Source organism: Streptomyces sp. NPDC005151 (genome assembly GCF_053599875.1).
Genome location: NZ_JBSFYR010000004.1, coordinates 45232 through 71447, shown reverse-complemented (window position 1 = coordinate 71447; position 26216 = coordinate 45232). Strand labels below are relative to the sequence as shown.

Below are 26216 nucleotides of genomic sequence, written 5' to 3'. Positions count from 1 at the left end.
CCGGAGGCCCATGACCCCGGCCGGCCCTGCTCCGGCCGCGCGCCCGGCATCCCCGTACCTTCCGGGGCGTGCCGGGCGCGCAGTCATGTCCCGGTCCGGTCGAAACGGTCCGGGACAGGTTGTTCCCAGAGAGGCAAGCGACCGCTTAGTATGCCCCGGAGCAGTGGTAATGCCGACAGTGTTGTGGAGGCCCCTCATGCAGGCATGGCGAGTGCACCGGAACGGCGAGCCGAACGAGGTGATGCGGCTCGAAGAGACGGACCGGCCCATGCCCGGCGACGGGCAGGTGCTCCTCAAGGTGCTCGCGGCGAACATCAACTTCCCCGACGCCCTGCTCTGCCGCGGCCAGTACCAGGTACGGCCACCGCTGCCGTTCACCCCGGGCGTGGAGATCTGCGGTGAGACGCCGGACGGGCGCCGGGTGCTCGCCACCCCCGCCCTGCCGAACGGCGGCTTCGCCGAGTACGTCGTCGCGGAAGAGGCGGCGCTCCTGCCGGCCCCGGAGACCCTGGACGACGCCGAGGCGGCTGCCCTGCACATCGGCTATCAGACGGGCTGGTTCGGACTGCACCGCCGGGCGCACCTCCAGGCGGGCGAGACTCTTCTCGTGCACGCCGCGGCGGGCGGAGTCGGCAGTGCGGCCGTCCAGCTCGGCAAGGCCGCCGGGGCCAGGGTCATCGGTGTCGTCGGCGGCCCCGAGAAGGCCAAGACCGCGCATGAGCTCGGCTGCGACCTGGTCATCGACCGGCGCACCGAGGACATGGTCGCAGCGGTCAAGGAGTTCACCGGCGGACGCGGGGCCGATGTCGTCTACGACCCGGTCGGCGGCGACGCGTACGCCAAGTCCGTCAAGTGCATCGCCTTCGAGGGCCGGGTGATCGTCGTCGGATTCGCGAGCGGCGGCATTCCCACCCCTGCGCTCAACCACGCCCTCGTCAAGAACTACTCGATCGTCGGACTCCACTGGGGTCTGTACAGCACCAAGGACCCGGCCGCGGTGCGCGCCTGCCACGAGGAGCTCACCGCGCTCGCTTCGCAGGGCGTCATCAAGCCACTGATCAGTGAGCGTGTCGCACTCGACGGGGCGGCGGCCGCCGTTCAGCGTGTCGCCGACGGCACGAGCACCGGCCGGATCGTCGTCCTTCCGGGGGGTGTCCGATGACGACCGTCGACGCGGCCGAACTCCGCCGCCTCACCCGCGAACTGCTCGCCGCCCACCCCCCGGCCACCACCGACCGGACCGACTTCCTGAAGGCCCGCTTCGACGCCGGACTCGCCTGGGTCCACTACCCGGCCAGGCTCGGTGGACTCGACGCACCGCGCTCGCTGCAGCCCGTCGTCGACGCCGAACTCGCTGCCGCGGGAGCCCCCGACAACGACCCGCGCCGCATCGGCATCGGCCTGGGCATGGCGGCCCCCACCATCCTGGGTTTCGGCACCGACGAGCAGAAGCAGCGCTTCCTGCGACCCCTGTGGGTCGGCGAGGAGGTGTGGTGCCAGCTCTTCAGTGAGCCGGGCGCCGGGTCCGACCTGGCGGCGCTCGGCACCCGCGCCGTCCGGGACGGCGAGGACTGGGTGGTCGACGGGCAGAAGGTCTGGACGTCCAGCGCCCATGTGGCCCGCTGGGCGATCCTCATCGCCCGCACCGACCCGGACCTGCCCAAGCACCGTGGCATCAGCTACTTCATCTGCGACATGACCGACCCGGGCGTCGAGGTGCGGCCGCTGCGTCAGATCACCGGCGAGGCCGAGTTCAACGAGGTCTTCCTCACCGGCGTACGCATCCCCGACAGCAGGCGGCTCGGACCGGTCGGCGACGGCTGGAAGGTCGCCCGGACCACCCTGATGAACGAGCGTGTCTCGATCGGTGGATCCCGCATCCCGCGCGAGGGCGGCATGATCGGCCCCGTCGCCAGGACCTGGCGCGAACATCCCGAACTGCGCACCCACGATCTCCACCAGCGCCTGCTCACCCTCTGGGTCGAGGCCGAGGTCGCCCGGCTCGCCGGTGAGCGGCTGCGCCAGCAACTCGTCGCCGGACAGCCGGGCCCCGAGGGCTCCGGCATGAAGCTCGCCTTTGCCCGTCTCAACCAGGAGATCAGCGGCCTGGAGGTCGAACTCCGCGGCGATGAGGGGCTGTTGTATGACGACTGGACCATGCGCCGCCCTGAGCTGGTCGACTTCACCGGACGCGATGCGGGCTACCGCTATCTGCGGTCCAAGGGCAACTCGATCGAGGGCGGTACGAGCGAGGTACTGCTGAACATCGTCGCCGAACGCGTCCTCGGACTGCCCGCCGAGCCGCGCAACGACAAGGACGTCGCCTGGAAGGACCTGTCCCGATGACAGCACAGACCGAAGAGACCCTGGCACCCGCTCTGCTGTACTCGGAGGCCGAGGACGATCTGCGGGCCTCCGTACGGTCGTTGCTCGCAGACCGGGCCGACGCGCCGACGGTGATCGCCCGTATCGAGTCCGGCACGCCGTACGACCCGCAGCTCTGGAAGGCCCTCGGCGCGGACATTGGCGCCGCGGGGCTGCTCGTGCCGGAGAAGCTCGGCGGTCAGGGTGCAAGCCATCGCGAGGCTGCGGTGGTCCTGGAAGAGCTGGGCCGCAGCGTCGCCCCCGCCCCCTATCTGACCAGCGCGGTCGTCGCCACCGAGACGCTCCTTGCACTGGGGACGGAGGACGGACCGGTCGGCGAACTCCTCGGCGAGCTGGCGGCGGGCCGCAAGGTCGCGGTCCTCGCCGTGCCGTTCTCCGCAACGGCCGGGACCGTGACGGTGACCGGCACCCTGGACGGGACCGTCACGGCGGTCGCCGACGCGGCCGCCGCCGATCTGCTGCTCGTGCCGACCAGTGACGGCCTGTACGCGGTCGAGGCCGGTGCCACGGGCGTCACCGTCGAGCCGCTCGTCGCGCTCGATCTGACCCGCCCGCTCGCCACCGTCACCCTCACCGCAGCCACCGGCACCCGCCTCGCGGACGCGGAGGCCGCGCGCCCCGCCGTACGCCGGGGGCTGCTCGCCGGTGCCGGACTGCTCGCCTCCGAGCAGCTCGGTCTCGCCGAATGGTGCCTGACCGAGACGGTCCGGTACACCCGCGAACGGCAGCAGTTCAACCGGCCCGTCGGCTCGTTCCAGGCGCTCAAGCACCGGATGGCGCAGCTCTGGCTCCAGGTCGTCTCGGCCCGCGCCGCCGCGCGCAACGCCGCGGACGCCCTGGCGTCCCAAAGCCCCGACACGCCGCTCGCGGTGGCCGTGGCGCAGGCGTACTGCTCCGGGGTCGCGGTCCGTGCGGCGGAGGAGTGCATCCAGCTGCACGGAGGCATCGGCATGACGTGGGAGCACCCCGCGCATCTGTATCTGAAGCGGGCCAAGGCCGACTCGATCGCGTACGGCACGGCGGGGCGCCACCGTGAGGCCATCGCCGAGCTGATGGAGCTGCCCGCACCGTAGAGCAACTGCCTCGCGAACAAAGGACATGGGGCGAGGCTGCCAGGCATCCCCGCCCCTTCGTCGTTCCCGGCGGGCGGTTCCTGGTCGTCCCTTCCCGGTGGCAGCACCGAGGCGCAGCCGAACCTGTGGAGCTGCACCAGCGGCGACAACCAGAACCGCGGCGGCGCCAATCCGTGCCGGGCGAACCCGGCCCGGCCGGGGAACACCAGTCGACGGGCGGACGACGCCCCGATCAACTCTTGGCAGGTACCTGCCCCACAGAGGTGCCCCGGACCCATACTCGGTCGGGTCCGCCCGTCCGGTCCGCACCCTGATTCCGGGAGAACCCATGGCGTTCCCGACCCGCCGCCGCGTCGTCACCACCGCTCTTGCCACGGTCGCCGCAGGCGCAGTCATACCCCTCCAGTCGGCCGCGGCCGCGGAGCCCGCCGCAGTCGCCCGCCACCACCCCCGCCCCCGCCACCACCCCCGCCCCCTCCGGCAGGCCCACGCGCACAACGACTACCTGCATACGCACCCCCTCCACGACGCACTCTCCCACGGGTTCACCAGCATCGAAGCGGACATTTTTCTCGTGGACGGGGAACTCCTCGTCGCCCATGAGGCCTCCGATCTCGACCCCGCCCGCACCCTCGCCTCGCTCTACCTCGACCCGCTGCTGGCCAGGGTCAGGGTCAACCACGGAGCCGTGTACCCAGGCCACCGCGACCCCGTACAGCTGCTCATCGACATCAAGACGGACGGCGCCGCCGCCTACCTCGAACTCGACCGGCAGCTCCAGCGCTACCGCCGGATGCTGACCTCATACCACGACGGCCGGGTCCGCGCAGGCGCAGTCACCCCCGTCATATCGGGCGACCGGGCCGCCCGCGTCCCCATGGAGGCGCAGCGCACCCGCCTCGCTTTCTACGACGGCCGGCTGGACGACATCGGCACCGCGGCAACCGCCTCGTTCATCCCGCTCATCAGCAGCAACTGGACCCAGAGCTTCAGCTGGCTGGGCGCGGGCGCCTTCCCCACCGCCGAACGGGACAGGCTCCGCGCCCTCGTCACCGCCGCCCATCGCGAGGGCCGGCGTGTGCGCTTCTGGGCCACGCCCGACGTGGCGGGCCCCGAACGGGACGCCGTCTGGTCCGAATTGCTGGCCGCCGGGGTCGACCACCTCAACACGGACGACCTGGCGGGGCTGAAGCTCTTCCTCCGCGCGAAGGACAGGGGTGCCCGGGGCGGCATCTGACGGGCCGTACGGCCCGAGGTGGTGACAGCCAGTCAACACCCGGATGGCGGACATGCCAGTCCGCCGGATGGTCCCTCCGCTACGCCACACTGGCGGCCGAATGCCGCATTCCGGCGCGGCGTAGGAGGTTGGCCATGGCCATTTCGATCTCACTGGTGCTGCTTCTGCTGATGCTTGCGGTGCTCTTTCTCCGCAACGGCGGACTGAAACCCTCGCATGCGATCGTCTGTGGGATGCTCGGATTCTTCCTTGCGGGTACGAGCATGGGGCCGACGATCCAGGAGGGACTGACAGCCACGGCGAATGTTGTCAGCAGCCTCCAGCCCTGACGCGCTCCCGCCTGCCTGTGGCACGTTCCGATTCCACGGGTGAGCACAGAGGGGGCCGGAGCACGTCGGATCCAGGCCTGTACCGACAGGCAAGAGATCACCCGGGGCGGCGAGGCGCACGATCCGATCAACCGGGGCGACAGCCGCCGGGGCGCGAAACGGTCTGAGGCGATGTGGGACCGACGGCTCCCGGCGCCGTCCCCAGGACAGGGGCGCCGAGATCCTGTCCTGTCCACGGCCCGGAGACCGCCACACGCCCACGCGGATCAGCCACCGACGAGCCGCGAACGGATCAGGAACCGCACCCCCTCCGGAGCCTCCAGCGAGAACCCGCTGCCCCGCCCCGCCACCACATCGACGATCAGCCGGGTGTGCGCCCACGCCTCGAACTGACTCTTCGACATCCAGAAGGGAACACGCTCCGCGACTCCTTCGGCGGCGAGCGAGGCCAGCAGCACATCGGAGTCTCCGGTACGGAATTCGCCGTCCTGGTAGCACATGGGCGCACTGCCGTCGCAGCAGCCGTCGGACTGGTGGAACATCAGCGGTCCATGGGTCTCCCGTAGCTGCCGCACCAGATCGGCGGCTGCGGGCGTGAGTTCCACGAGTGGTGCGTCCGAAGGTGTCACGTGTCGGCCTTTCGCTGTCCGGCGCCGGTGCGGTGAACTCAGTCAACTCCCAGCAACGTTGCGGCAAGGTTGCACGGCATTCTCCCGAGGGGGCCGCGGGGTCCAGGCAGCGGCTGGCGGTATGGCTCACACCGACGGCCGCGTTCCGCGCCTGGCCCCGGTTCACCTGTCGCCGGAATCCGCTGACTTGGGCATCGGAGGTGGCGCCACCGAGGCTTCCGGCGACCACGGCCGGTAACACGCCCGGTGTTGCGACGCTTGACGAGTGGGGCGGGCGAGTTTCGCCCTCCCGGATGCACGGGGTGAGGCGGTGCCCGCCGTGAGGGGCGCCTGGACCGCGCACAGCAGTCATCCGGCTGCCGGCCTGCGCGGCGGATGAGGACCACCTGCGAGGCGCGCGGCGGCCCGCATGCGGACGGCGCGGGCCTGCTTCGGGTCGCGGCCGATCGGGGCGCCGCAGTCGAGCGGCGCGGACATCCACGCGTGCAGGTCGGCCACAGGGGAGTCCGCGTGCTCGATGCCGCGCAACCGCTCCCGCAGCTCGGTGACGAGGAGCGCCGCACCCCCGTACGCGGCGTCGCCGTGCAGCTGCAGCGCCTGGGCAGGGGTGACGTGAACGCCGCCATGGGCGCCGGGATCGGACGCGTACCCGAGGACCGCAAGGGCCAGGGACTGGTGCTCGACGCCTCGGTGCAGGAGAACCTCGGCCTGGTCACGCTGCGTTCGGCCAGCCGCGGCGGTCTCGTGGACCTCAAGGGGCAGCGCACGGCCGCCGCCCGGATCGCCGAGCAGCTGGGCGTACGGATGGCGGGCCTCGGCCAGCATGTCCGCACTCTCTCCGGCGGCAACCAGCAGAAGGTCGTCATCGGGAAGTGGCTGCTCGCCGACACCAGGGTGCTGATCCTCGACGAGCCGACCCGCGGCATCGACGTCGGCGCGAAGGTCGAGATCTACCAGCTCATCAACGAACTGACGGCCTCCGGCCACGCGGTCCTGATGATCTCCAGCGACCTGCCCGAGGTCCTCGGCATGAGCGACCGCGTGCTCGTCATGGCGCAGGGCCGGATCGCCGGCGAACTTCCCGCGCACGAAGCGACCCAGGACGCGGTGATGGCGCTCGCCGTCAGCGCCCCGTCCGTGACAACCACCCCAGATGTGAACGATAAAGTGGAGGGCTCCTGTGGCCACTGACACGCTCAAGAGCAATACGGGCGCGCGTGGTGCCTCGGCGCTCCGCCGCATCCTGCTCGACAACGGTGCACTGAGCGCCCTGGTGGTCCTGGTGGTGGCGATGTCGCTGCTCTCCGGCGACTTCCTGACCACTCAGAACCTGCTCAACGTGGGTGTGCAGGCCTCCGTGACTGCGATCCTCGCGTTCGGCGTCACCTTCGTCATCGTCTCGGCGGGCATCGACCTGTCCGTCGGCTCGGTGGCCGCGCTCTCGGCGACCGTACTCGCCTGGATGGCAACGTCCCAGGGCGTGCCCGTGTGGATCGCGGTGATCCTCGCGGTGGCCACCGGCATCGCCTGCGGCCTCGTCAACGGCGCCCTCGTCTCGTACGGGAAACTCCCGCCGTTCATCGCCACGCTGGCGATGCTCTCGATCGGCCGTGGCCTGTCCCTCGTCATCTCTCAGGGCAGCCCGATCGCCTTCCCCGACTCCGTCTCGGTGCTCGGCGACACGCTCGGCGGATGGCTGCCCGTCCCGGTCCTCGTGATGGTCGCGATGGGACTGGTCACGGCACTCGTCCTCGGGCGCACGTACATCGGCCGCTCGATGTACGCGATCGGCGGCAACGAGGAAGCGGCCAGGCTATCGGGTCTCCGCGTCAAGCGGCAGAAGCTCGTCACTACGCACTGTCCGGCCTCTTCGCGCCGTCGCGGGCATCGTCCTCGCCTCCCGCCTGGTCTCCGCGCAGCCGCAGGCCGCGCAGGGGTACGAACTGGACGCGATCGCCGCGGTCGTCATCGGCGGCGCCAGCCTCGCGGGTGGCGTCGGCAAGGCGTCCGGGACGCTGATCGGCGCGCTGATACTCGCCGTGCTCCGCAACGGCCTCAACCTGCTGTCCGTCTCGGCCTTCTGGCAGCAGGTCGTCATCGGTGTGGTCATCGCGCTGGCGGTTCTGCTGGACACGGTGCGTCGGCGTGCCGGCGGCGGGTCCCCGACGTCGGCAGCCTCCGGTGCATCCGGTGCATCCGGTTCAGGGGGCAAGGGAGCGGCGAAACTCGTGATCGCCGCGGTGTGCGTGGCGGCCGTGGTCGCGGCCGTGTCCTTCTTCAACCCCGGCTCCTCCGGTACGACGACCAAGGTCGGCATGTCGCTCTCGACGCTCAACAACCCCTTCTTCGTGCAGATGAAGGCAGGCGCGCAGGCGGAGGCCAAGCACGCGGGCATCGACCTCACGGTGACGGACGCGCAGAACGACGCGTCGCAGCAGGCCAACCAGCTCCAGAACTTCACCGGCGAGGGCGTGAAGTCGATCATTGTCAATCCGGTGGACTCGGATGCGGCGGGACCCGCGGTGCGGGCCGCCAACAAGGCCGACATCCCGGTGATCGCCGCCGACCGCGGCGTCAACAAGGCGGACACCGCGACGCTCGTCGCCTCCGACAACGTCGCGGGCGGCAGGCTCGCCGCGAAGGCGCTGGCCGAGAAGCTCGGCGGCAAGGGCGACATCGTCGTCCTGCAGGGCACTGCGGGCACCTCCGCCAGCCGCGAGCGCGGCCAGGGCTTCACCGAGGGAATCAAGGCGTACCCGGGGATCAAGGTGGTCGCTTCCCAGCCCGCGGACTTCGACCGCAGTACGAACCCGGCCGCCCGGTGCCCGGTTCGTTCTGAACCCGTCGCCGCCCGCGCCGCTGCCCGACGATGTACTCGCCGCCTGCGACCCGCTGGTCGTCAACGAGCACGAGGCCCGGTTCGTGCTCGGCGCTTCCGCGGGGCCCGGCCCCGAGGACTGGGCTCGGGCACTCCTCGCCCTCGGCCCGCAGTCGGTGGTGATCACGCTGGTCGCCGACGGCGCGCTGGTCGCCGACGGCCGTACGGACGCCGTGGTACGGATCCCGAGCATCCGGGTGGACGCCGTGGACACCACCGGTGCCGGTGACGCCTTCACCGCCGCCCTTGCCTGGCGGCTCAGCGTGGGCGAGGGCCTCGCGACGGCTGCCGCCTTCGCCGTGCGGGTGGGCGCCGCAGCTGTCACCAGGGAAGGCGCGCAGGCGTCCTTCCCGACCGCCGAGGAGGTTTCCGCGCTGTGAAGAAGGCCGGAATCCTCAACCGTCATCTGGCCGGGGCGCTGGCGGAGCTGGGCCATGGCGACGGGGTCCTCGTCTGCGACGCGGGCATGCCCGTCCCGGCCGGTCCGCGGGTCGTCGATCTGGCCTTCCGTGCCGGAATACCTTCGTTCGCCGATGTACTCGAAGGGCTGTTGGACGAGCTGGTGGTCGAGGGTGCCACGGCCGCGCGCGAGGTGCAGGAGGCGAATCCGGCGGCCGCCCGGCTGCTGGCAGGATGCCTGCCGGATCTGCGGCTGGTTCCGCACGACGAGCTCAAGGCGCTGTCGGCGGGGGCGCGGTTGGTCGTACGCGCGGGGGAGGCGCGGCCCTACGCGAACGTCCTGCTGCGCTGCGGACTCTTCTTCTGATACGCGTTCATACAAGTGAGGCCCGGCACCGCGACGCGGTGCCGGGCCTCACTCATGCCCTGGCGGTCCGGCAGCTCAGCGCGCCCGCGCCGCCGACACCGAGGACGCAAGAGGTCCTGCACTTCGCCGAATACCGACTGCCCACCGTGGTGCAGGCACTGCTGACGGGGCAGCCCGTCCAGGAACCGGGGCCGCCTCCCGGGGCCCTGCGAGGAACGCAGGTCGGCCGGTCCCACGAGGCCATACTCCATCAGCTGACGGGCGTGGTGGAGCAGGCCGAACAGCAAGCAGAGGGCGCCGCGCTCGACAGGGCAACCACGCGATGAACTGGTCGAGATGGCGCCGCCGGCACCAGGCCCGGGCCCGCCGCTGTCACTACACACGGCGAGGTCACTCGTTCACGGGGCAGGCCGGGCGACCCGCACCCGGCACCATCCCGCTACAATCCCCACGCTCAAGCCGTTGACCAGGACATACCCCGAAGTCCAGCTGGAGTACTATCCGCTGGGGCTGCGAGCGCAGCGCGAGGTGCCCGACCCGATCGTGAGTGGTCAGGTACCTCGCCGCGCGCACTGTGCCCGCCACACGCGCCGAGGCACCCGGCCGTCCCCATGCCTCGACGGCCCGTGGCGGGCCGGACGCTCGCATCAGTCTGGGAGGATCAGCCCCTCGCGTGCTGGTGGAGAGTGGCTGCCAGGAGATGGGAGTCGAGCAGGGAGACGTCTGCCGTCCTGTCCGCCCGTGCATAGCCGGCCAGCATCCGTTTGGTCAGGACGAGTGCTTCGGGCGAGCGTCGGACGAGGGGCCTGGTCCAGGAATCGATCACCTTGTCCAGCTGGTCGAGTGGGGCGGTCCGGTGGAGCAGACCGATACGGTGGGCCGTGTCGGCGTCGAAGACGTCGCAGGTGAGCATGAGCTCGCGAATCCTGGAGGTGCCGGCCTCGGAGACCAGGCGTCCCATCGCCCCGCCCCACGCCGGCGGTAGCCCTATGCCGACCTCCGGCATGCGAAAGCGGCTGGTGTCGGCACCGGCGCGCAGATCGCAGAAGGAGGCGAGGGCGAGACCCGCGCCGATGACCCGCCCGTGCAACCGGGCGATGGTGACCGCGTGAGTGTTCTCCAGGGCCTGGCACAGGCGGTGCGCCTTGTCGACGATGCGCCGCAGGGCCACTCCGGACGGATCGGCGGCCAGTGCCTCCTGGTACTCGTTGCGGTCGGCACCCAGGCAGAAGTCCGTACCCAGTGACGACAGCGTCAGGATCCGGACGTCGGGTCTCTCGTGGAGGTCGTCGAGCAGGGTGGCGAGGTCGTCGAGGACTGCGGCGTCCAACGTGTCGTCCTGCCCCCAGGGGTTGAGGCGGACATGCAGTACGGGGCCGTCCTGCTCGGCACGTATCGCCTTGAAAGCCGTCCGGGCGTGTGCGGGGGTGGGGGTCGATTCGGTCATGCGAGGGCTACGTCCAGGTTCAGCAGGCGCCGGAACGCCACACGGGGCGCCATCGACGGGGGGCGTACGAGGGTGAGGCGGGGAAGGCGCCGGATCAGTTGGCGGAGAAGGGTCTGGGCTTCGAGGCGGGCCAGCGGCGCGCCGAGGCAGTAGTGGATGCCGCCACTGAATGCGAGGTGGCCGGGCGTGCGTGCGGGGTCGAACCGGTCCGGGTCGCTGTGTCTGGCCGGGTCTCGGTGCGCCGCTCCGACCATGAGGTGGACCATCTCGTCGCGGCGGATCTCGATGCCTCCCAGCACGGAGTCCTGCGAGGCGACCCTGCTGATCACGTGGGTGGGCGGGTCGTAGCGGAGCGTCTCCTCCACGAACCCGGGTACGAGGCCCGGGTTGTCGGCGATCATGTCCCAGCGTTCCGGGCTTTCGACGAGCCGGAGTGTCATCGTCGAGAGGAGGGTCGCGGTGGTTTCCAGGGCGGCCAGCAGGACGAACAACACCAGGAAGTAGACCGCCTCGTCGGCCTTGTCCTGGTCGGGCTCGATCGCGTCCCACGTCTGGATCCACCGGGTGACGGGGTCATCACCGGGGTGGGAGCGCCGATCACGCACCAGGTCCATGAAATAGGTGCGGAGTTCGGCCGTGGCCGCGTCGGACAATGCCAGTTGGCTGGCCGACGGCAGCAGCTCCTGGGTGAAGACCTGATCGTGTGTCAACTGCCGGAGCCTGGGCCAGTCGGCCTGCGGCAGCCCAAGCCAGTCACCTATGGTGGCCACCGGCAGCTCCTCGCAGACAAGCTCCGAGAAGTCCGCCTCGCCGGTGCGTATTCGCTCCGTGAAGGAGTCGAGGAGCTGATCCGCGGTCCGGTTCACATTGCGGCCGATGCGCTCGACAGTGGCTCGGTCGAAGGTGCCCGCCGCCCGTCGCACCTTGGCGTGGTCCGGGGGGTTGAGCGCGGCGAGCGTGTTGCTCATCTCGCGTGAGGAGGGCGCGTTCCAGCGTGTCCCGGACCCCTGACGCTCCCGCCATTTCCTGTCGGGCTCCAGCCATTGACGGCTGCGCAGAACCTGGTCGCAGGCGGCGAAGCCCGTCACTACGGAGCCGCCCCAGGGGGCGGGCACCACCTCGCCCCGCGAGAGGAGTTCGGCGTATATCGGGAAGGGGTCGGCCTGCCCTCTGGCCGTCCGCAGACGGGAGAAGAGGGAGGCGGACGCCCGGCGGTCGTACGACGGAGTTGTGGCAACCACCATGATGGCGGCTCCTTTCTGAGAACCAGCCGCCATGCATACCCACATGATCGTTAAAGCATCCACTACCACTGAGTGTTCAGGAGGTTACTAAAATCACACTTGCCTCACTCGCCCCTGCTCCACGCCAGGAAGCGGCTGAACAGGCCGCCCTTGGGCTGCGGCGCGACACCGGCGTTCGTGCGCGAGGGTCCGGCGGTGGAGGGCGAGGGTCCGGCGGTGGAGGGCGAGGAGGCGGCTGTCTGCTGCTGGGGCATCTGGCCCGCGTTCGATCCGGCCGACTCGGCTGCCCGGGAAACAGCCCTCGGGGTGAAGCGGATCGGGAGGGTGACCAGCGAGCGGCTCCACGGGCTCGGCGCCCAGGTGAGCGCCTTGAACGGGACACGCATCTCGACGTCGGGAAGCCGGTTGAGCAGTGCTTCGACGGCAGTCACGGCGATCATGAAAGCCGGGTCCTTGGCGGGGCAGGCGTGCGGGCCCGCTCCGAACGCCAAGTGCGCCTTGGCGCTGAGCTGTTCGCGGTGTTCGGTCAGCTTCGGGTCGGTGTTGGCCGCGGCGAATGAGATCAGGACCGGGTCGTTGGCCCGGATCACCCTGCCGCCGAGCTCGACGTCGTGAGTCGGATAGTGGGCCGCGTAGTTGGCGATCGGCGCGTAGTTCCAGAGGGTCTGGGAGACCGCGTCCTCGACCGGGAGGCCGACCTGCCAGTCCTCCCCGAGGTACAGGGCGCTACTGGTGCCGATGGCCGCGGCCAGCGGCGCGGTGCCACCGGAGAGCAGGGTGACCAGCTGGTGCAGCACCTCCTCGTCGCTCAGCTGGGCCGGGTGCTCCATCAGACGCGTCGTCAGGTCGGCTGCCGGGCGCCGCCGCTTGAGGGCGATCAGCTCGGTGAGCGCCCCGCCGAGCACCTCGTCGGCCCCGGGTGTGCCCTCGAAGATGCCACTGATCCCGGCGATCACGCGGTCGCCGATCTCGGGCGGGCAGCCGAACAAGTCGCTGAAGACCAGCAGAGGCAGCGGCTGGGCGTACTCGGCCATCAGCTCCGCCTGGCCGCGGATGTCGGTACTGAACTGGCCGATCAGGTAGTTGGCGGACTGCTGTGCCTGCCTGATGAGCTGGTGCTCGTTGACCGTGGCGAGACTGTCGGTAACGGCCTGACGCAGTCGGGCATGTGCCGCACCGTCACTGAAGAGCGCGTTGGGGCGGTAACCCATCATGGGCAGTGCCGGGCTGTCGGCCGGGACGCGCCCTTCGTTGAGGGCGTTCCAGCGGCGGGAGTCGCGCACGAAGGAGGCGGGGTTCTGCAGGACGTACAGAGCAGCGTCGTAGCTGGTGACGAGCTCGGCCTGGACGTCGGGGGCGATGTCCACGGGCGCACTGAGACCGAACGAACGCAGCTGTGCGTAGTGGCTGTCGGGGTCGGCTCCGAACAAGGGGCCGTACATCTGGACGTTCCCCTGCGCGGGGCAGCCGGGGGGTATCTCCTGCGGTTCAAGTGGCTGTTGCATTCCTGCGCTCCTAGCCGAGTTGGGACATGAGGTGTTTCACGAGGGTGATGAGGGCCTGCGCCGAGGAGTTCTCGTCCCGTACGTCGCACTCCACGACAGGGGTCTCGGCGGTGAGGTTCAGGGCCTCGCGCACCTCGTCGAGCGGGTAGTCCGTGGTGCCCTCGAAGTGGTTCACGGCGATGGCGTACGTCAGGCCGAAACGTTCGACGAGGTCCAGGACGGGGAAGGACTCGTGCAGTCGCTCCGGGTCGACTAGGACCAGCGCGCCCAGGGCGCCCCGGGAGAGCTCCTCCCACATCTCCTTGAAGCGCTCCTGGCCGGGCGTTCCGAAGAGGTAGAGCACCAGGGTGTCGCTGAGGGTGAGCCGGCCGAAGTCCATGGCGACGGTGGTGGTCTTCTTGTCGGGTGTGCCCGACAGGTCATCGAAGCCCACGCTGGCCTCGGTGATCTCTTCCTCGGTCCGTAGGGGCTCGATCTCGGAGAGACTGCCGATGCAGGTGGTCTTGCCGACCCCGAAGTGCCCCACTATGAGGATCTTCACCGCGTGGGAGACATCTGGATCCAGGTACACGCGTTACGCTCCGAATCGATTCTTCAGGCCCTCGAGCACGGCGCTGACCAGTTCTCTGTCGACACGTTCGGCGCGCGGTATCGGTCTCCTCACGAGGATGAGTCTGTCCTCCTCCAACTGCGCCAGCAGGATGCGGACGATGCCCAGGGGCAGGTGCGTGCGCCCTGCCACCTCGGCCACGGACAGGAAGCCGTTCGCGACCAGGTCCATGACCTGCCCCGCTTCCGGGGACAGCGTGCGCGCCGCGACCGGTCCGTCCTCTGCCGCCGCCGTCACGAGCGTCGTGTGCTCGTACTCGTGGTCCGGGGGCAGCGCTCGTCCGTTCGTGATCACGAAAAGGGGGACTAACGGAGACGTCAGTTCCAGCTCTTCATCCTGTTCGGGCCCGTCAGGCATGGCCTGTCCCCTTCCCCGGTGTCGCCGCCGCGGTCAGTCTGGGAACCACCTCGTGCAGACGCGTGGTGAACTCCTCTATGTCGCAGTCGTGTTCGGCGGCAGCGGCCAGGAAGGCACCGGGGCCGGCCGCCATCAGGAAGATCCAGCCGTGCTGGAACTCGATGACCGTCTGACGCCATTCCGCGTCCTCGAGGACCCCCGCGAACTGGGAGGTGACCCGGCTGTAGGCATGGATGCCCGTCATGGCCGCGGAGATCGTGTCCGCGAGGTCGCGGCTCATCCCGTTGGTCGCCCCGCGGGGAAGGCCGTCCGATCCCAGCAGCACCGCGTGGCGGGCACCCTTGACCTCGGACATCACCTGGTCGAGCTCGCCCAGGACGAATCCCGCGTCACCGGAGCTCTGCTGCCGGGGGGCGCTCCCCCGCGCACCTCCGGCGTCCTCGGCGCTCACCCTCGGCGGCGAGGTGAGGTTGTTGCCCAGCCGGGCGACAAGGCGGTGCATGCGGAAGGAGATCTGCTGCATGTCCACATCGGGCGCGGCTGCGGCGGCGAGGTAGGCGCCCTGCCCTGCCCCGATCAGGAAGCTCCAGCCATGCGAGAACTCGATGATGGTCTGGTTCCACTGCCGGTCCTCCTCCGGTCCGGCGAAGTGGGCCGTCGCCCGGCTGAGCGACTGCATCCCGGCCATGGCGGCGGAGATGGTGCGCACATCCTTCTCGGCCAGGCCTTCCGTCGCGCCGCGAGGAAGGCCGTCCGCGGACAGCAGGACTGCGTGCCGTGCACGGGGCACGTTGTGCACGATGTCCTCGAGCATCCACGACAGGTCTGCGGTCATGCGTCTTCGGACCCTTCGAGCGAGGTGGCGTCAAGGTTGCGGCCGGAGAGCGTGCCGCGCTGGAAGGCCCCCAGGCTGCGCCCGGAAGCGCGGCCTGTCTCCCCCGGGGTCCGCGGCGCCGGCGAGGTGGTGTCGGGATCGGGGACGCTCGCGATGGGCGCCTGGCGTGCGCCGCGCTTGGGCAGACCGTGCATCGTGCGCGACGTCGCGCTCTGGGGCCGGCTCTCGGTGGCGCGCCGGATATTGCTGACCGGAGCCTCCTGGGCGGGCGGTATCTCCTCCATGGTCCACAGCTCCTCGGGCAAGAGGACGACGGCCCTGACGCCGCCGTATCGGGAGACTCCGGTGACGTCCACCTTGAAACCGTGCTGACGCGCGATCAGGCCGACGACCGGGAAGCCGAACTTCGGCTGAGTCCCGAGCTGCGACAGACGGGGGGCGGCTTCTCCGGAGAGCAGCGCGGTCGCCCGCTGCCGCTCTTCGTCGTTCATGCTGACACCGGCGTCATCGATGATGATGCACAGGTTGTTCTGGACGCGCTGGAACGTCACCTCGATCGGCGCGTCGTGCTGCGAGAAGCTGGCAGCGTTGTCAAGCAGCTCCGCCACGGCGAGGGCGACGGGCGCGACCGCGGACGCCTTCAGGGCGAGACCGGGCTGCTGCATGATGGCGACCCGGTGGAAGTTGCGGATCTGGCCCTGGGCACTGCGCACCACGTCGTAGACGCTGGCGGGCCTGTTGCGACGGCCGAGCGGCGCACCGCACATGACGGCGATGCCCTGAGCCTTGCGCGCCATCTGGGCGTTGGCGTGGTTGACGTCCAACAGGTCGCTGAGGACGGCGTTTCCGCCGTACTTGCGCTGGATGCCGTCCAGAAGTGTCGTCTGCTCGGCCGCGAGGCTCTGCAGGAAGCTGGCGGCACCCTTGAGGACGGCCTTGGTGTTCTCCTCCGCCGCTTCCTTGGCTTCGCGGAGCGTGGCGTCCTGCTCGTTCCGGAACCTCTGCAGCTCGGCGCGCGACGAGTGCAGGTGGCTGTCTGTCGTGAGTAGCTGGCGCCTCAGTTCGGCCTCGGTATGCTGCTTCTTCGCCCCCAGCGCTCTGTTGCGGGCGACGAGTGCCACGACCGCGACAACGGCTATCGCCGCCACCGCAACCAAGCACCACACAAGTGCGTCTCGATTCATGGAAACCTTTCCCGGCGCATGGCATGCGGACGGCTGCGGATACACCTCGCGAGGACCCGCAACACAGCTGATCGGCACGGTTCACCTGCTGTTACACGGAGAGACTGCCGCCGATCACAAATCAGCATCTGCGTCAAATGGATCAAGATCACAGATGCCGGGATGCTATCACCGGATCTTCGCCTCCTCGGACGCCTGCTATGGCGCCGCATACGCCCAACACAGCTGCCGGAGCAGCGGTTTGACATGACCTTTCGACCCCGCATCTGCCATCCGCCACCCCTCTCGCCACCGATCCGTCAATCGGTTCTTCACAAGAGGAGTGACAATCTCTCACATCGATCTGCGGCACCGTCAACCAGACCCCTGAAGGACCTCATCGGCAGGTGGCGGCGCCCAGTTCATGAGGATGACCATGTCGTCGGCCGAAGCGTGGGGGTAGGTTCGCGCCGCCGCCTGGGGAAGGTCCCAGGACTGATATTCCTCGAACCCGGCCTGGCTGCACACCAGCCCCATCTCCCATACCCAGCGCAGGTGTCGCTCACGGGCATACCCGAGGTGCTCGCTGACGGGTGCCTTGAAGGGGAGGTTGAATGTGAATTGCGGCACTGTGTCATCTCTTGAGACGATCCGCAGGCCCCCGCCCCTGCGAAAGGGCGATCGGAATTGACGCCCACTGTCTTGAACTGCACCTTTTGAGCCGGAAGTTGACGACTTAAGTACACCCCGAGACTGACCAGAGCCTAAACGATCTATGCCATGAGATCCGTAACGGGTGATGCAGGTGTGAGTTCGCGCGGGACGCGGCTCAACTCACTGCACCGCAAGTGAAGCAGGGGCCCGGGCCCTGTCGGCCGACAGTCGGCGCAAGAAGTCGGCACCGCCACGCCGGTCCTGACCAGCTACAACAAGGGACATCGCGGGCATCGAGCTCACGCCCCCAAGGACAGTACGGACCAGGTATGTCTCCTGGTGACGGCTGAATCTGTCATCGCTCCAGGACGTCCCACGCGACATACGAGGCGGGGTGCCTGCGGGCGAGCTCGCGGGCTCGGGCGACACCGCTTGCCGCACGGGACTACGGCCCCGAAGTCGGTTGTTCCGTCGACAACAATCGCAGCTTCCCCGTCGAGAACAGACCACGGTGCCAGGTCCGTCGCGGCCACGGCGAGGTCGGGGAAAGCCGCGGTGACGATCCGCCCAGAGCGGGACTGACAGTGAACGGTGTCGGCCGCGCGGAAGATGAGCATCCGGTGGCCGTCCATCTTGGCCTCGAAGGCAAGATCGGGGCCGTCCGGCAGCGATCGGACTGTCTTGGCGAGAGCCACGTCGAGGGGCGGCTTCAGGTGGTCGGCCACTCTGGCTGGTCTGCCATCTGGCCGTGCTGACCCTGCTGTCCTGGCTCGGCACCTTCGGCGGTTCCGGGCGCTTGCCGGCGCCGTACGACTCCGTCACGGTGGGCGCCGTCGCGCTTATCGTGTTCGTATGGGCGGTGCGCTCGGGCGTCGACCATCTGCGGGCCACTTCCTGACCGAAAATGGACGGGGCACGCGTGATAGGGGGCACCCTTCCCCCTGTCCGCGCGACGGACGACACGACGCGGCCGGCCGGCGGGGGACAGGCGCGAACCCGCCGCACCACCATGCAGCACTCCCGTGCAGAGCAGGGCTCCCCCCACCGGCAGCCGTGCTTCCGCTCCCCGTACCGTGGCGCCCACCTCGTCATCTCGCCCAGAGGAGTCCGCATGACCTTCGATGTCGACGCCGTCCGCGCCCAGTTCCCCGCCCTGAAGTCGGGCTCCGCCCGCTTCGACGCCCCCGGCGGCACCCAGACGCCGCAACCGGTGATCGACGCCATCGCGGACGCACTGGCCAACCCGCTGGCCAACCGGGGCGTCACCACCGAGGGCGAGCGCAACGCGGAGGCTGTCGTGACCGGCGCCCGCCGCGCGCTGGCCGACCTGCTGGGCGCCGATCCGCGGGGCATCGTCTTCGGCCGCAGCTCCACCCAGCTCGCCTACGACCTGTCGCGCACCCTCGCCAAGAACTGGGGCCCCGGCGACGAGGTGGTCGTCAGCCGGCTCGACCACGACTCCAATATCCGCCCCTGGATCCAGGCGGCCGAGACTGTGGGCGCCACCGTCCGCTGGGCAGACTTCGACCCGGCCACCGGTGAGTTGACGGCCGACGACATCGCACCGGCGCTCTCCGCGCGCACCCGCTTGGTCGCCGTCACCGCAGCGTCCAATCTGATCGGCACCCGCCCCGACATCCCGGCTGTCGCCGACCTCGTACACCGGGCCGGAGCGCTGTTGCATGTGGACGCGGTGCACTACGCCTCGCACGCCGCCGTCGACCTGCCCGGCCTCGGCGCGGACTTCCTGGTCTGCTCGCCGTACAAATTCCTCGGCCCGCACCTCGGCGTGCTGGCGAGCCGCCCCGAGCTGCTGGAGACGCTGCGGCCGGACAAGCTCCTGCCCTCCACCGACGCGGTTCCCGAGCGCTTCGAACTGGGCACGTTGCCCTACGAGTTGCTCGCCGGTACCCGCGCGGCGGTGGACTTCCTCGCTGGACTGGCCCCCAGCACCGACGGCACCCGCCGGGAACGGCTCCTCGCCGCCTTCGAGGCGATCGAGACCCACGAGGACGCCCTGCGGGCCCGTATCGAGCAAGGACTGGCCGCCCTCGGCGGTGTCACCGTGCACTCCCGGGCCGCCCACCGCACGCCGACCCTGATGCTCACCCTGGCGGACCGAAGCGCCACCGCCGCCTCGCGATACCTGGCGGAGCACGGTGTCGATGCTCCGGCCGGCTCGTTCTACGCGCTGGAGGCATCCCGCAGGCTCGGACTGGGCGACGAGGGCGGACTGCGGATCGGCCTGGCCCCCTACAACAGCGCCGAGGACGTCGACCGGCTGCTGGACGCCCTGTCCGGCTTCCTGGGCACCTCGCCCGCCACCGGCTGACGCGGGCGGCCCACTCGCGAGGTGCCGGTGTGCGTCAGGTGTCCTGGCGCCGGGTCGTGCTGTCCTGGCGGAGGTGTCCTAGGCAGGTGCGGGCAGCAGCGGGAAGATCGGTCATGGCGGTGATCTGCCCGGCGAGCGTGCGCAGGTCGGCCGTGTTGGTACGGGCCCACGCGGTGATGGTCCGGTCGCCCGCGCGGCGGTCCCGGGTGGCTTTGCCCCGCTGTTCGCCCGTGGTGCCGTCGGCTCCGGGGCGCAGACGCAGATAGCGGCGTTCGGCCGCCGGGCGGCCGGCGACGCCGAGGGGGCCCGCAAGGTCGGCCCAACCGGCACCCGCCTCGCGGGCCGTCTCGGCGAGGCACGTCTCCCATGCCCCGAGCCGACCTGGGCGTCGGCGAAGAACGGTGGGGCCGAGCCGGACCCCGGGGCAGGAGTGGGGGTCCGACGGCGAGCGCATGGGCGCGCTCCGTCAGGCGCCCGTCGCCTCCGTCGCCTCCCGGGTGATCCGCTCGAACTCGGCGCCCATGGCTGCCGCCAGTGCCTGCGCGGCCGACATGGGGCGAACCATCACCATGAAGTCGTCGATCTTGCCGTCCTCGTCGAAGTGCAGGAAATCGCAGCCGTTGATCTCCCGGTCGCCGACCTTCGCCTTGAAGACGAGGGCGTGGTCGCGCCCGTCCGCTCCCGCTATCTCGCGTACGTAATGGAAGTCGGTGAAGACGCGCGAGACGCCGCGCACGATCGATGCGGTGATCGCCTTCCCCTGGTACGGCTTGAACGCCACAGGGCTGGTGAACACGACGTTCTCGGCCAGCAGAGCCTCAATAGCAGCGTGGTCCTCGGCCTCGACCGCCTTGCGGAAGGGATGCATCCCGGCCACCTCTCATAGGCAAATAGTTGACTAGGTGCGGATGTTAGGCTGCCGTCATGGCATTGCGCAATGCGGTACTCGCGGCACTTCTGGACGGCGAGGCCTCCGGGTACGACCTGGCCAAGGGGTTCGACGCCTCGGTGGCCAATTTCTGGATGGCGACCCCACAGCAGCTGTACCGGGAGCTCGACCGCATGGAGTCCGACGGCCTGATCGAGGCCCGGCTCGTCCAGCAGGTACGGCGCCCCAACAAGCGGCTGTTCTCCCTGACAGAGGCCGGACGCCAGGCCCTGCGGGACTTCACCGCCGAACTGCCCAGGCCCACGGCCATCCGCGACGAGCTGATGGTCAAGGTGCATGCCATGGACGAAGGTGACCCCGACGCCGTGCGCGCGGCCATCGCCGAGCGGCTGGAGTCGGCCAGGGCCAAGCTCGCCCGCTACGACCGGCTCCGTGACCGCCTGCTCGACGGGCGGACGGAGCAGGAGCACCTGGCCCACGCCGAGCGCATCGGCCCCTACCTCACCCTCATGCGGGGCCGGGCCTTCGAGCAGGAGAACATCACATGGGCCGAGCAGGCCCTGCGCGCCCTGGAACAGCGCACCGGCGTGTCCCGTTAGGTGGTGGCGTCAGCGACGACCGGCGGAGCAGTCATCCCGGGCGCACCGCACGCCACGCGCCGAGGCCCTGTGCGGCGGCGTCGAGCAGGCGGCCGGGACGCGCGAGTTCGCCCGGCCGGCGCGACGGCCCGGATCCGTCGTCGTTCCCCACGCCGCGCCGGTCCGCCGACGGCTGATCGAGGTGGCGCGCTCCTGGTGGGCCCGGGCTGTTACCGTTGGTCGGATCCCATCATCTCCATTTGCCCGTTCTTGCGGTTTGCCGGCTTCTCCGCCTGCCGGGAATTCCTCGATACGTGCCGCACATCGAGGAAGGCTCGTCATGAAGTACCCAGCTCGCACGGACACCACGCAGGACGAGTTCGCCCTGTCGGAGACGATCACCCCGGCCCTGCCGGCGGCCGCGTCGTTCGCCGACCTGGATCTTCCACCCGCCCTGCTGAAGACGCTCACCGGCCTCGGCGTGAACCACCCGTTCCCGATCCAGGCGGCCACGCTGCCCAATTCCCTCGCGGGCCGGGACGTCCTGGGCCGGGGCCGCACCGGATCGGGCAAGACCCTCGCTTTCGGTCTGGCGCTGCTCACGCGGATCGCAGGCCGACGCGCGGAGCCGAAACGGCCGCTCGGGCTGATCCTCGTACCGACCCGGGAGCTGGCCCAGCAGGTCGGCGAGGCGCTCACGCCGTACGCCCGGGAGCTGAAGCTGCGGATGGTCACGGTGGTCGGCGGCATGTCGATCGGCAGGCAGGCCGGCGAACTGCGGGCCGGGGCCGAGGTCGTTGTTGCGACGCCCGGACGCCTGCACGACCTCATCGAGCGCAAGGACTGTCGCCTGGACCGGGTGCGCATCACCGTCCTGGACGAGGCCGACCAGATGTGTGACATGGGCTTCCTGCCCCAGGTCACCGAACTGCTCGACCAAGTGCACCCCGACGGCCAGCGGATGCTGTTCTCGGCCACCTTGGACCGCGACGTCGACCTCCTGGTCGGCCGCTACCTCCACGACCCGGCGGTCCACTCGGTCGACCCGTCGGCAGGGGCGGTCACGACGATGGAACACCATGTACTGACCGTCCATGGCGCCGACCGGTACGCCGTCACGACCGAGATCGCGGCCCGGGACGGACGGGTGCTCCTGTTCCTGGACACCAAGCACGCGGTCGACCAGTTGACCAAGCACCTGCGGGCCAGCGGTGTCCGCGCCGCCGCGCTGCACAGCGGCAAGTCCCAGCCCCAGCGCACGCGCACCCTCGCACAGTTCAAGAACGGTCAGGTCACCGCACTGGTGGCCACCAATGTCGCTGCCCGGGGCCTGCACGTGGACGACCTCGACCTGGTGGTCAACGTCGATCCGCCCAGCGACCACAAGGACTATCTGCACCGTGCCGGGCGCACCGCCCGTGCCGGTGAATCCGGCAGCGTCGTCACCCTGGTCCTCTCGAACCAGCGCCGCGACATGAGCCGGCTGATGGCCGACGCCGGCATTACGCCGAAGATCGCCAAGGTGCGCTCGGGTGAGGCGGAACTGAGCCGGATCACCGGTGCCCGCGTCCCGTCCGGCCTTCCTCTCGACGGCGGTCCAGCCGCGGCGCGTCCCGTCGGCGGCCACGCCCCGTTCCGCGGCATGGGCACGGCCCGGGGCGATTCCGGGCGCGCCGGTGGCGGGTCCCGCCGCGGAGGCGAGGCCCGCAAGCTGGCCGAGGCCCGCAAAGCCGCACGGGTGCGCCGGGGCTCGTAGCGGGGGCCGGGACCGGGGAGCGGACGGACCGTGGACAGCGACCGGCTGCCTGCGCGTGCCGAGCCGGGCGGACCATCGAGGCGTTCCGGCCGGCCCTGAGCCACGTTCCGTCCCGACGGGCACGGCCACGCCGGGGGTGCTCATGCCGCCAGAGGCCGGTCCCCTGGCGCGATGGGGGCAGGCAGGACGGTGGAGCCACTCAGGAACCGGTCCGTCGCGGCCGCGGCGGACCGGCCCTCCGCGATGGCCCACACCACGAGGGACTGGCCACGTCCTGCGTCACCGGCGATGAAGACCCCGTCCGTCCTGGTGCGGACCGTCTGCTCGACCGTCTCGGCAGCGAAAGCGGCATCCCGGGCGAAGTTCCCCCGGTCGTCCAGGGTGAGCCCGAGCTGCTTCATGAGACCGGTGCCCCGTTCGGGACCGTAGAAGCCGAGGGCGAGCAGGACCAGATCCGCCGCCATCAGATGCTCGGTGCCCGGCAGCGGCCTTCTGACCACGGGTTCCACCTTCGCCAGGCGCAGTCCGCGCAAGTGGCCGGTCTTGTCCCCTTCGAAACGGAGGGTGGCGGAGGCGAAGACTCTCGGATCCGCGCCCTTCCGCCCCCGGGCCTCCTCATGGGCATGGGAGATCCGATAGACCTTCGGATACGTGGGCCACGGCTCGGTGTCCCGCCGGGTCTCGCCGGGCTCCGGATTGATATCCAGCTGCACCACGGAGCTCGCGCCCTGGCGCAGGGCGGTGCCGAGACAGTCCGAGCCGGTGTCCCCGCCGCCGATGATCACCACGTGCTTGCCCTCGGCGGTGACGGGAGGCGAGACGTAGTCGCCCTCCCTGACCCGGTTGGCGAGGGTCAGGTAGTCCATGGCCTGATGAATGCCGTCCAGCTCGCGACCGGGGACGGGCAGCTCACGTTGTCCCCTGGCTCCTACGGCGACGACCACCGCGTCGTGACGTCTTCTGAGTTCGGTGGCGTCGAGATCGCTGCCGACGTCCACACCCGTGCGGAACTTGGTTCCTTCGGCCCGCATCTGCTCGATGCGGCAGTTCAGGTGGTGCTTCTCCATCTTGAATGCGGGGATCCCGTAGCGCAGCAGTCCGCCGATGCGGTCGGCCCGCTCGTAGACGGCGACGGTGTGACCGATGCGGGTGAGCTGTTGCGCCGCCGCCAGTCCGGCGGGTCCGGAGCCGATGACGGCGACGGTATTCCCGCTGAGCCGCTCGGGCGGTTGCGGTGTCGCGTACCCGCGCGCCCAGATCTGGTCGGCGATCGCCTGTTCGACGTTCTTGATCGTCACTGGATCGGCATTGATGGTGAGCACGCACGCGTCCTCGCACGGCGCCGGGCACAGCCGCCCGGTGAACTCCGGGAAGTTGTTCGTTGCGTGCAGTCGCTCGGCGGCGGCCCGCCAGTCGGCCCGTGCCGCGTAGGCGTTCCACTCGGGTATGAGGTTTCCCAGCGGGCAGCCGTGGTGGCAGAACGGTATGCCGCAGTCCATGCAGCGTCCCGCTTGCTCGGACACGAGCGGAAGGCGTGGCTGGCCCGCGTAGACCTCGTCCCAGTCGCTCAGCCGTTCATCGACGGGGCGTGCCGGGGCGGGCCGGCGGGGAACTTTGAGGAAGCCGAAAGGGTCGGTCATGCGCCGCCTCCGTCGCCCCTTGCGGTGTACCGGCGTTTCGGCCAGCCTACGCCTGCTTTCTACCGCTTTCATCGGCCTGCGGGCTCCGACCCGTCCGGGTGGGTCCCGCTCCTGTGATCAGGTCGTGGACCGAGAACTCTCCGGGCACCTGGTTCCCCTTGAGGCGGTCAGGGGGGGTGCTGCCAGGGAATTGCCGCGGGTGGCGGAGGCGCCACCCGGTCTCGTCCGCTACCTCGTACCTTGCGTGCGAGGGCCTCCACGAGGGTCTCCCCGGCCTCGACGGTTCAGGTCGAGGTCTTCGCGGGCTCCGGCTCCGTGGTACCTGTCGTGGTGGGCTTGTCGAGGCGCTTGCCGAGCAGGACGAACAGCAGGATGAGACCGACCGTGAGGAGGGTGTGGCCCAGGCCGGCGATCCCCGGCACGGCCTCGGGGACGTGCTTGCCGAGCACTGTCTCGGTGCCGTGGACGCCCATCATGATGACGGTGATTGCGATGCCCGCGTTGTAGAACCAGAAGAACGCGGTGAAGAGTTTCGTCCCGGACAGCTGGAACTGCTTGTCGAGGGCGAGGACGATGAGGAAGCCCAGCATGCCCAGGGCGAGCAAGTGGGTGTGCATGACTGCCAGTTGCGTGTCGCCCTGAAAATCGTGGGCCTTGGTGAACTCCCGGTAGAACAGCCCGGAGATCACTCCCAGAATCATGTAGACGTGTGCCGCTACGTACGACTTCCGCATCTCCGCGCCAGCTCCCTGCCGATCAAGTGCCGCCCCGACGAGGGCCATTGAAGCATTCCGGGTGGTAGCTGTCTGCCGGGTTCGGGAGAAAGTACAAAGCCGGGTCGAGCGTCTCTCGCCGACGGCGGCCACTTCATCCCCTGGGAAATCCCCGACGGGCTGGGTCGCCGCTGCGTCGTACCTTCCGCAGCCGGCGCTGAAGCGTCTCTTGTGGACGAGCCCTGCCGGACGCCCGGACGATCCGTCCTCGGCCGGGCGCAGCAGGCGGTCTACCGCATGGATCGGCGCCGATGCACCACTCTGCCGGTCCTGCGGGCGAAGCAGTCGCCGCACATGACGCACGTCAGCGCAGCACGGAACGCGCGATGCGGAATCCTACGTCGTCGATCTGGAAGGTCGGGTGGCTGCGGCGCCGCACCGAGGCCCGGCAGCTCCAGTGCTCGTCAAACCATCCACCGCCACGCAGTACCCGATAGCTGCCGTAGACCTCGGCATCGTAGATGTCCCAGCACCACTCCCACACGTTGCCCAACATGTCGTACATGCCCCACGCGTTGGGCTGCTTGCCGCCCACGTCGTGAATCCGCTCACGGGAGTTGCCGCGGTGCCAGGCGATCTCGTCGAGCTGCCCGTACCGCGCGTCGGCCGTACCGGCACGACATGCGTGCTCCCACTCGGCCTCGGTCGGCAGCCGGTACCCGTCAGCAGATGCGTCCCACTCGATGCCCTCGGCGTCAGCGCGGAGGCGATAGGCGGCTGCCAACCCCTCTTGCTCGGAAAGGGTGTTGCAGAATCGGACCGCGTCCCACCAGGACACGCCTTCGACGGGCAACTGGTCGCCTTGGGCGCTGCTCGGGCGCTGACCGGTGACCTGCGCATAGTGCGCCTGAGTGATCGGGAACGCCGCCAACCGATAGGGCGCGAGCTCGGTCGACCAGCTTCGCTGCGTTCGCCGGTCCGACAGCGTCACCCGCCCCGGCGGAGTGGCGATCAACTCGATTCCTGCGTTCACGTCCATCAGACCTTCTTTCGAGGGGGCCACCGGCTTTAGTCGGTGGGGGAATCGAATCCTTGGAGCGTAGGCGCGGAGCGCCGGAGTTAGCAGGCGATCATACTGAGGCGTGATCGTCGTCGTCTCGGAGCTGCCCGTGGGTTGGGCTGCGGAATTTCCGGAA

25 protein-coding genes and 5 pseudogenes are annotated in these 26216 nt (G+C 69.8%); 14 read left to right on the top strand and 16 right to left on the bottom strand.

What is annotated here, in order from left to right; all coding sequences use genetic code 11:
• Positions 1–196: 196 nt before the first annotated feature.
• The 5 genes from ACWD6R_RS04135 to ACWD6R_RS04115 all read left to right on the top strand — a co-directional run bounded on the left by ACWD6R_RS04135 (position 197) and on the right by ACWD6R_RS04115 (position 5024).
• Positions 197–1162, top strand: coding sequence for an NADPH:quinone oxidoreductase family protein (locus tag ACWD6R_RS04135; protein ID WP_451817274.1), 966 nt, complete (start codon positions 197–199; stop codon positions 1160–1162).
• Positions 1159–2346 carry an acyl-CoA dehydrogenase family protein gene (locus ACWD6R_RS04130; protein ID WP_451817273.1) on the top strand — a complete coding sequence of 396 codons (1188 nt, stop codon included), beginning with the start codon at positions 1159–1161 and terminating at the stop codon, positions 2344–2346. The genes ACWD6R_RS04135 and ACWD6R_RS04130 overlap by 4 nt, the downstream gene beginning before the upstream one ends.
• Positions 2343–3458 carry an acyl-CoA dehydrogenase family protein gene (locus ACWD6R_RS04125; RefSeq protein WP_451817272.1) on the top strand — a complete coding sequence of 372 codons (1116 nt, stop codon included), beginning with the start codon at positions 2343–2345 and terminating at the stop codon, positions 3456–3458. The genes ACWD6R_RS04130 and ACWD6R_RS04125 overlap by 4 nt, the downstream gene beginning before the upstream one ends.
• Positions 3459–3786: 328 nt before the next feature.
• Positions 3787–4695, top strand: a complete 909-nt coding sequence (locus ACWD6R_RS04120; RefSeq protein WP_451817271.1) for a phosphatidylinositol-specific phospholipase C/glycerophosphodiester phosphodiesterase family protein — start codon at positions 3787–3789, stop codon at positions 4693–4695.
• 134 nt (positions 4696–4829) lie between these two features.
• Entirely contained in the window at positions 4830–5024 is a 195-nt protein-coding gene (locus ACWD6R_RS04115) for a hypothetical protein (protein WP_393305938.1), read from the top strand.
• A gap of 266 nt (positions 5025–5290) precedes the next feature.
• Here the strand turns inward: ACWD6R_RS04115 and ACWD6R_RS04110 are convergent, their stop codons facing one another.
• Positions 5291–5629 carry a DUF779 domain-containing protein gene (locus tag ACWD6R_RS04110; protein WP_451817270.1) on the bottom strand — a complete coding sequence of 113 codons (339 nt, stop codon included), beginning with the start codon at positions 5627–5629 and terminating at the stop codon, positions 5291–5293.
• A gap of 372 nt (positions 5630–6001) precedes the next feature.
• Positions 6002–6193: a hypothetical protein gene (locus tag ACWD6R_RS04105; protein WP_451817356.1), complete on the bottom strand. Its 192-nt coding sequence runs from the start codon at positions 6191–6193 to the stop codon at positions 6002–6004.
• A gap of 36 nt (positions 6194–6229) precedes the next feature.
• Between ACWD6R_RS04105 and ACWD6R_RS04100 the strand changes: the two are divergent.
• The 5 genes and pseudogenes from ACWD6R_RS04100 to ACWD6R_RS04080 all read left to right on the top strand — a co-directional run.
• Positions 6230–6844: pseudogene (locus ACWD6R_RS04100) on the top strand (ATP-binding cassette domain-containing protein); the annotation flags it as partial.
• Positions 6834–8457, top strand: a pseudogene (locus ACWD6R_RS04095) (ABC transporter permease/substrate-binding protein); the annotation flags it as partial. The pseudogenes ACWD6R_RS04100 and ACWD6R_RS04095, both read left to right, overlap by 11 nt.
• Positions 8458–8464: 7 nt before the next feature.
• Positions 8465–8911: pseudogene (locus ACWD6R_RS04090) on the top strand (PfkB family carbohydrate kinase); the annotation flags it as partial.
• Complete coding sequence (gene rbsD / locus ACWD6R_RS04085) at positions 8908–9297, top strand: D-ribose pyranase (protein ID WP_451817269.1); 390 nt, start codon at positions 8908–8910, stop codon at positions 9295–9297. The pseudogene ACWD6R_RS04090 and the gene rbsD, both read left to right, overlap by 4 nt.
• 38 nt (positions 9298–9335) lie before the next feature.
• Positions 9336–9623, top strand: coding sequence for a hypothetical protein (locus tag ACWD6R_RS04080; RefSeq protein WP_451817268.1), 288 nt, complete (start codon positions 9336–9338; stop codon positions 9621–9623).
• A gap of 335 nt (positions 9624–9958) precedes the next feature.
• Here ACWD6R_RS04080 and ACWD6R_RS04075 read toward each other — a convergent pair whose 3' ends face one another.
• The 9 genes from ACWD6R_RS04075 to ACWD6R_RS04035 form a co-directional block, all read right to left on the bottom strand.
• Entirely contained in the window at positions 9959–10744 is a 786-nt protein-coding gene (locus tag ACWD6R_RS04075; protein ID WP_451817267.1) for an enoyl-CoA hydratase/isomerase family protein, read from the bottom strand.
• Positions 10741–11988 carry a cytochrome P450 gene (locus ACWD6R_RS04070; RefSeq protein WP_451817266.1) on the bottom strand — a complete coding sequence of 416 codons (1248 nt, stop codon included), beginning with the start codon at positions 11986–11988 and terminating at the stop codon, positions 10741–10743. Before ACWD6R_RS04070 ends, ACWD6R_RS04075 begins: the two co-directional genes overlap by 4 nt.
• 104 nt (positions 11989–12092) lie before the next feature.
• Entirely contained in the window at positions 12093–13493 is a 1401-nt protein-coding gene (locus tag ACWD6R_RS04065) for a cytochrome P450 (RefSeq protein ID WP_451817265.1), read from the bottom strand.
• Between the two features lie 10 nt (positions 13494–13503).
• Positions 13504–14064: a GTP-binding protein gene (locus ACWD6R_RS04060; protein ID WP_037696762.1), complete on the bottom strand. Its 561-nt coding sequence runs from the start codon at positions 14062–14064 to the stop codon at positions 13504–13506.
• A gap of 3 nt (positions 14065–14067) precedes the next feature.
• Positions 14068–14460, bottom strand: coding sequence for a DUF742 domain-containing protein (locus ACWD6R_RS04055; protein ID WP_451817264.1), 393 nt, complete (start codon positions 14458–14460; stop codon positions 14068–14070).
• On the bottom strand, positions 14453–15295 hold the full coding sequence (locus tag ACWD6R_RS04050; RefSeq protein WP_451817263.1) for a roadblock/LC7 domain-containing protein: 843 nt from the start codon (positions 15293–15295) through the stop codon (positions 14453–14455). Before ACWD6R_RS04050 ends, ACWD6R_RS04055 begins: the two co-directional genes overlap by 8 nt.
• Positions 15292–16479: an ATP-binding protein gene (locus tag ACWD6R_RS04045; RefSeq protein ID WP_451817262.1), complete on the bottom strand. Its 1188-nt coding sequence runs from the start codon at positions 16477–16479 to the stop codon at positions 15292–15294. The genes ACWD6R_RS04050 and ACWD6R_RS04045 overlap by 4 nt, the downstream gene beginning before the upstream one ends.
• 354 nt (positions 16480–16833) lie before the next feature.
• Positions 16834–17088: a hypothetical protein gene (locus ACWD6R_RS04040; RefSeq protein ID WP_451817261.1), complete on the bottom strand. Its 255-nt coding sequence runs from the start codon at positions 17086–17088 to the stop codon at positions 16834–16836.
• Between the two features lie 323 nt (positions 17089–17411).
• Positions 17412–17729 (bottom strand): hypothetical protein, encoded by a 318-nt coding sequence (locus ACWD6R_RS04035; protein WP_451817355.1) that lies wholly within the window; start codon positions 17727–17729, stop codon positions 17412–17414.
• Positions 17730–17839: 110 nt separating this feature from the next.
• Here ACWD6R_RS04035 and ACWD6R_RS04030 point away from each other — a divergent pair.
• Together ACWD6R_RS04030 and ACWD6R_RS04025 are read left to right on the top strand one after the other, a co-directional pair.
• Positions 17840–18010, top strand: a pseudogene (locus ACWD6R_RS04030) (APC family permease); the annotation flags it as partial.
• Positions 18011–18223: 213 nt separating this feature from the next.
• Positions 18224–19444, top strand: coding sequence for a cysteine desulfurase-like protein (locus tag ACWD6R_RS04025; protein WP_451817260.1), 1221 nt, complete (start codon positions 18224–18226; stop codon positions 19442–19444).
• 34 nt (positions 19445–19478) lie between these two features.
• On the opposite strand, the pseudogene ACWD6R_RS04020 reads toward ACWD6R_RS04025, so the two are convergent.
• Both ACWD6R_RS04020 and ACWD6R_RS04015 read right to left on the bottom strand, forming a co-directional pair.
• Positions 19479–19823 (bottom strand): annotated as a pseudogene (locus ACWD6R_RS04020) (HSP18 transcriptional regulator); the annotation flags it as partial.
• A gap of 87 nt (positions 19824–19910) precedes the next feature.
• The gene (locus ACWD6R_RS04015) at positions 19911–20312 is read right to left on the bottom strand and encodes a nuclear transport factor 2 family protein (RefSeq protein WP_451817259.1); all 402 of its coding nucleotides are present in this window, start codon (positions 20310–20312) and stop codon (positions 19911–19913) included.
• Positions 20313–20368: 56 nt separating this feature from the next.
• On the opposite strand from ACWD6R_RS04015, the gene ACWD6R_RS04010 reads away from it, so the two are divergent.
• Positions 20369–20932, top strand: coding sequence for a PadR family transcriptional regulator (locus ACWD6R_RS04010; RefSeq protein ID WP_451817258.1), 564 nt, complete (start codon positions 20369–20371; stop codon positions 20930–20932).
• A 319-nt stretch (positions 20933–21251) separates the two neighbouring features.
• A complete protein-coding gene (locus ACWD6R_RS04005; RefSeq protein ID WP_451817257.1) occupies positions 21252–22667 on the top strand; it encodes a DEAD/DEAH box helicase in 1416 nt (471 codons plus the stop codon).
• 140 nt (positions 22668–22807) lie between these two features.
• Here the strand turns inward: ACWD6R_RS04005 and ACWD6R_RS04000 are convergent, their stop codons facing one another.
• The 3 genes from ACWD6R_RS04000 to ACWD6R_RS03990 all read right to left on the bottom strand — a co-directional run bounded on the left by ACWD6R_RS04000 (position 22808) and on the right by ACWD6R_RS03990 (position 26059).
• Positions 22808–24307, bottom strand: a complete 1500-nt coding sequence (locus tag ACWD6R_RS04000) for a glutamate synthase subunit beta (protein ID WP_451817256.1) — start codon at positions 24305–24307, stop codon at positions 22808–22810.
• Positions 24308–24591: 284 nt separating this feature from the next.
• Positions 24592–25041, bottom strand: a complete 450-nt coding sequence (locus ACWD6R_RS03995; protein ID WP_451817255.1) for a DUF2871 domain-containing protein — start codon at positions 25039–25041, stop codon at positions 24592–24594.
• A gap of 343 nt (positions 25042–25384) precedes the next feature.
• Positions 25385–26059 (bottom strand): formylglycine-generating enzyme family protein, encoded by a 675-nt coding sequence (locus ACWD6R_RS03990; RefSeq protein WP_451817254.1) that lies wholly within the window; start codon positions 26057–26059, stop codon positions 25385–25387.
• Positions 26060–26216 lie beyond the last annotated feature (157 nt).

Excerpts from the sequence above, each read along its gene's own strand:
- ACWD6R_RS04125 (WP_451817272.1), top strand. The coding sequence starts at position 2,343 with ATGACAGCACAGACCGAAGAGACCCTGGCACCCGCTCTGCTGTACTCG.
- ACWD6R_RS04120 (WP_451817271.1), top strand. The coding sequence starts at position 3,787 with ATGGCGTTCCCGACCCGCCGCCGCGTCGTCACCACCGCTCTTGCCACG.
- ACWD6R_RS04010 (WP_451817258.1), top strand. The coding sequence starts at position 20,369 with ATGGCATTGCGCAATGCGGTACTCGCGGCACTTCTGGACGGCGAGGCC.
- ACWD6R_RS03990 (WP_451817254.1), bottom strand. The coding sequence starts at position 26,059 with ATGGACGTGAACGCAGGAATCGAGTTGATCGCCACTCCGCCGGGGCGG.
- ACWD6R_RS04070 (WP_451817266.1), bottom strand. The coding sequence starts at position 11,988 with ATGGTGGTTGCCACAACTCCGTCGTACGACCGCCGGGCGTCCGCCTCC.
- ACWD6R_RS04045 (WP_451817262.1), bottom strand. The coding sequence starts at position 16,479 with ATGAATCGAGACGCACTTGTGTGGTGCTTGGTTGCGGTGGCGGCGATA.
- ACWD6R_RS04130 (WP_451817273.1), top strand. The coding sequence starts at position 1,159 with ATGACGACCGTCGACGCGGCCGAACTCCGCCGCCTCACCCGCGAACTG.
- ACWD6R_RS04015 (WP_451817259.1), bottom strand. The coding sequence starts at position 20,312 with ATGCATCCCTTCCGCAAGGCGGTCGAGGCCGAGGACCACGCTGCTATT.
- ACWD6R_RS04050 (WP_451817263.1), bottom strand. The coding sequence starts at position 15,295 with ATGACCGCAGACCTGTCGTGGATGCTCGAGGACATCGTGCACAACGTG.
- ACWD6R_RS04075 (WP_451817267.1), bottom strand. The coding sequence starts at position 10,744 with ATGACCGAATCGACCCCCACCCCCGCACACGCCCGGACGGCTTTCAAG.
- ACWD6R_RS03995 (WP_451817255.1), bottom strand. The coding sequence starts at position 25,041 with ATGCGGAAGTCGTACGTAGCGGCACACGTCTACATGATTCTGGGAGTG.
- ACWD6R_RS04135 (WP_451817274.1), top strand. The coding sequence starts at position 197 with ATGCAGGCATGGCGAGTGCACCGGAACGGCGAGCCGAACGAGGTGATG.
- ACWD6R_RS04065 (WP_451817265.1), bottom strand. The coding sequence starts at position 13,493 with ATGCAACAGCCACTTGAACCGCAGGAGATACCCCCCGGCTGCCCCGCG.
- ACWD6R_RS04035 (WP_451817355.1), bottom strand. The coding sequence starts at position 17,729 with ATGCTCATCTTCCGCGCGGCCGACACCGTTCACTGTCAGTCCCGCTCT.
- ACWD6R_RS04025 (WP_451817260.1), top strand. The coding sequence starts at position 18,224 with ATGACCTTCGATGTCGACGCCGTCCGCGCCCAGTTCCCCGCCCTGAAG.
- ACWD6R_RS04005 (WP_451817257.1), top strand. The coding sequence starts at position 21,252 with ATGAAGTACCCAGCTCGCACGGACACCACGCAGGACGAGTTCGCCCTG.
- ACWD6R_RS04115 (WP_393305938.1), top strand. The coding sequence starts at position 4,830 with ATGGCCATTTCGATCTCACTGGTGCTGCTTCTGCTGATGCTTGCGGTG.
- ACWD6R_RS04055 (WP_451817264.1), bottom strand. The coding sequence starts at position 14,460 with ATGCCTGACGGGCCCGAACAGGATGAAGAGCTGGAACTGACGTCTCCG.
- ACWD6R_RS04000 (WP_451817256.1), bottom strand. The coding sequence starts at position 24,307 with ATGACCGACCCTTTCGGCTTCCTCAAAGTTCCCCGCCGGCCCGCCCCG.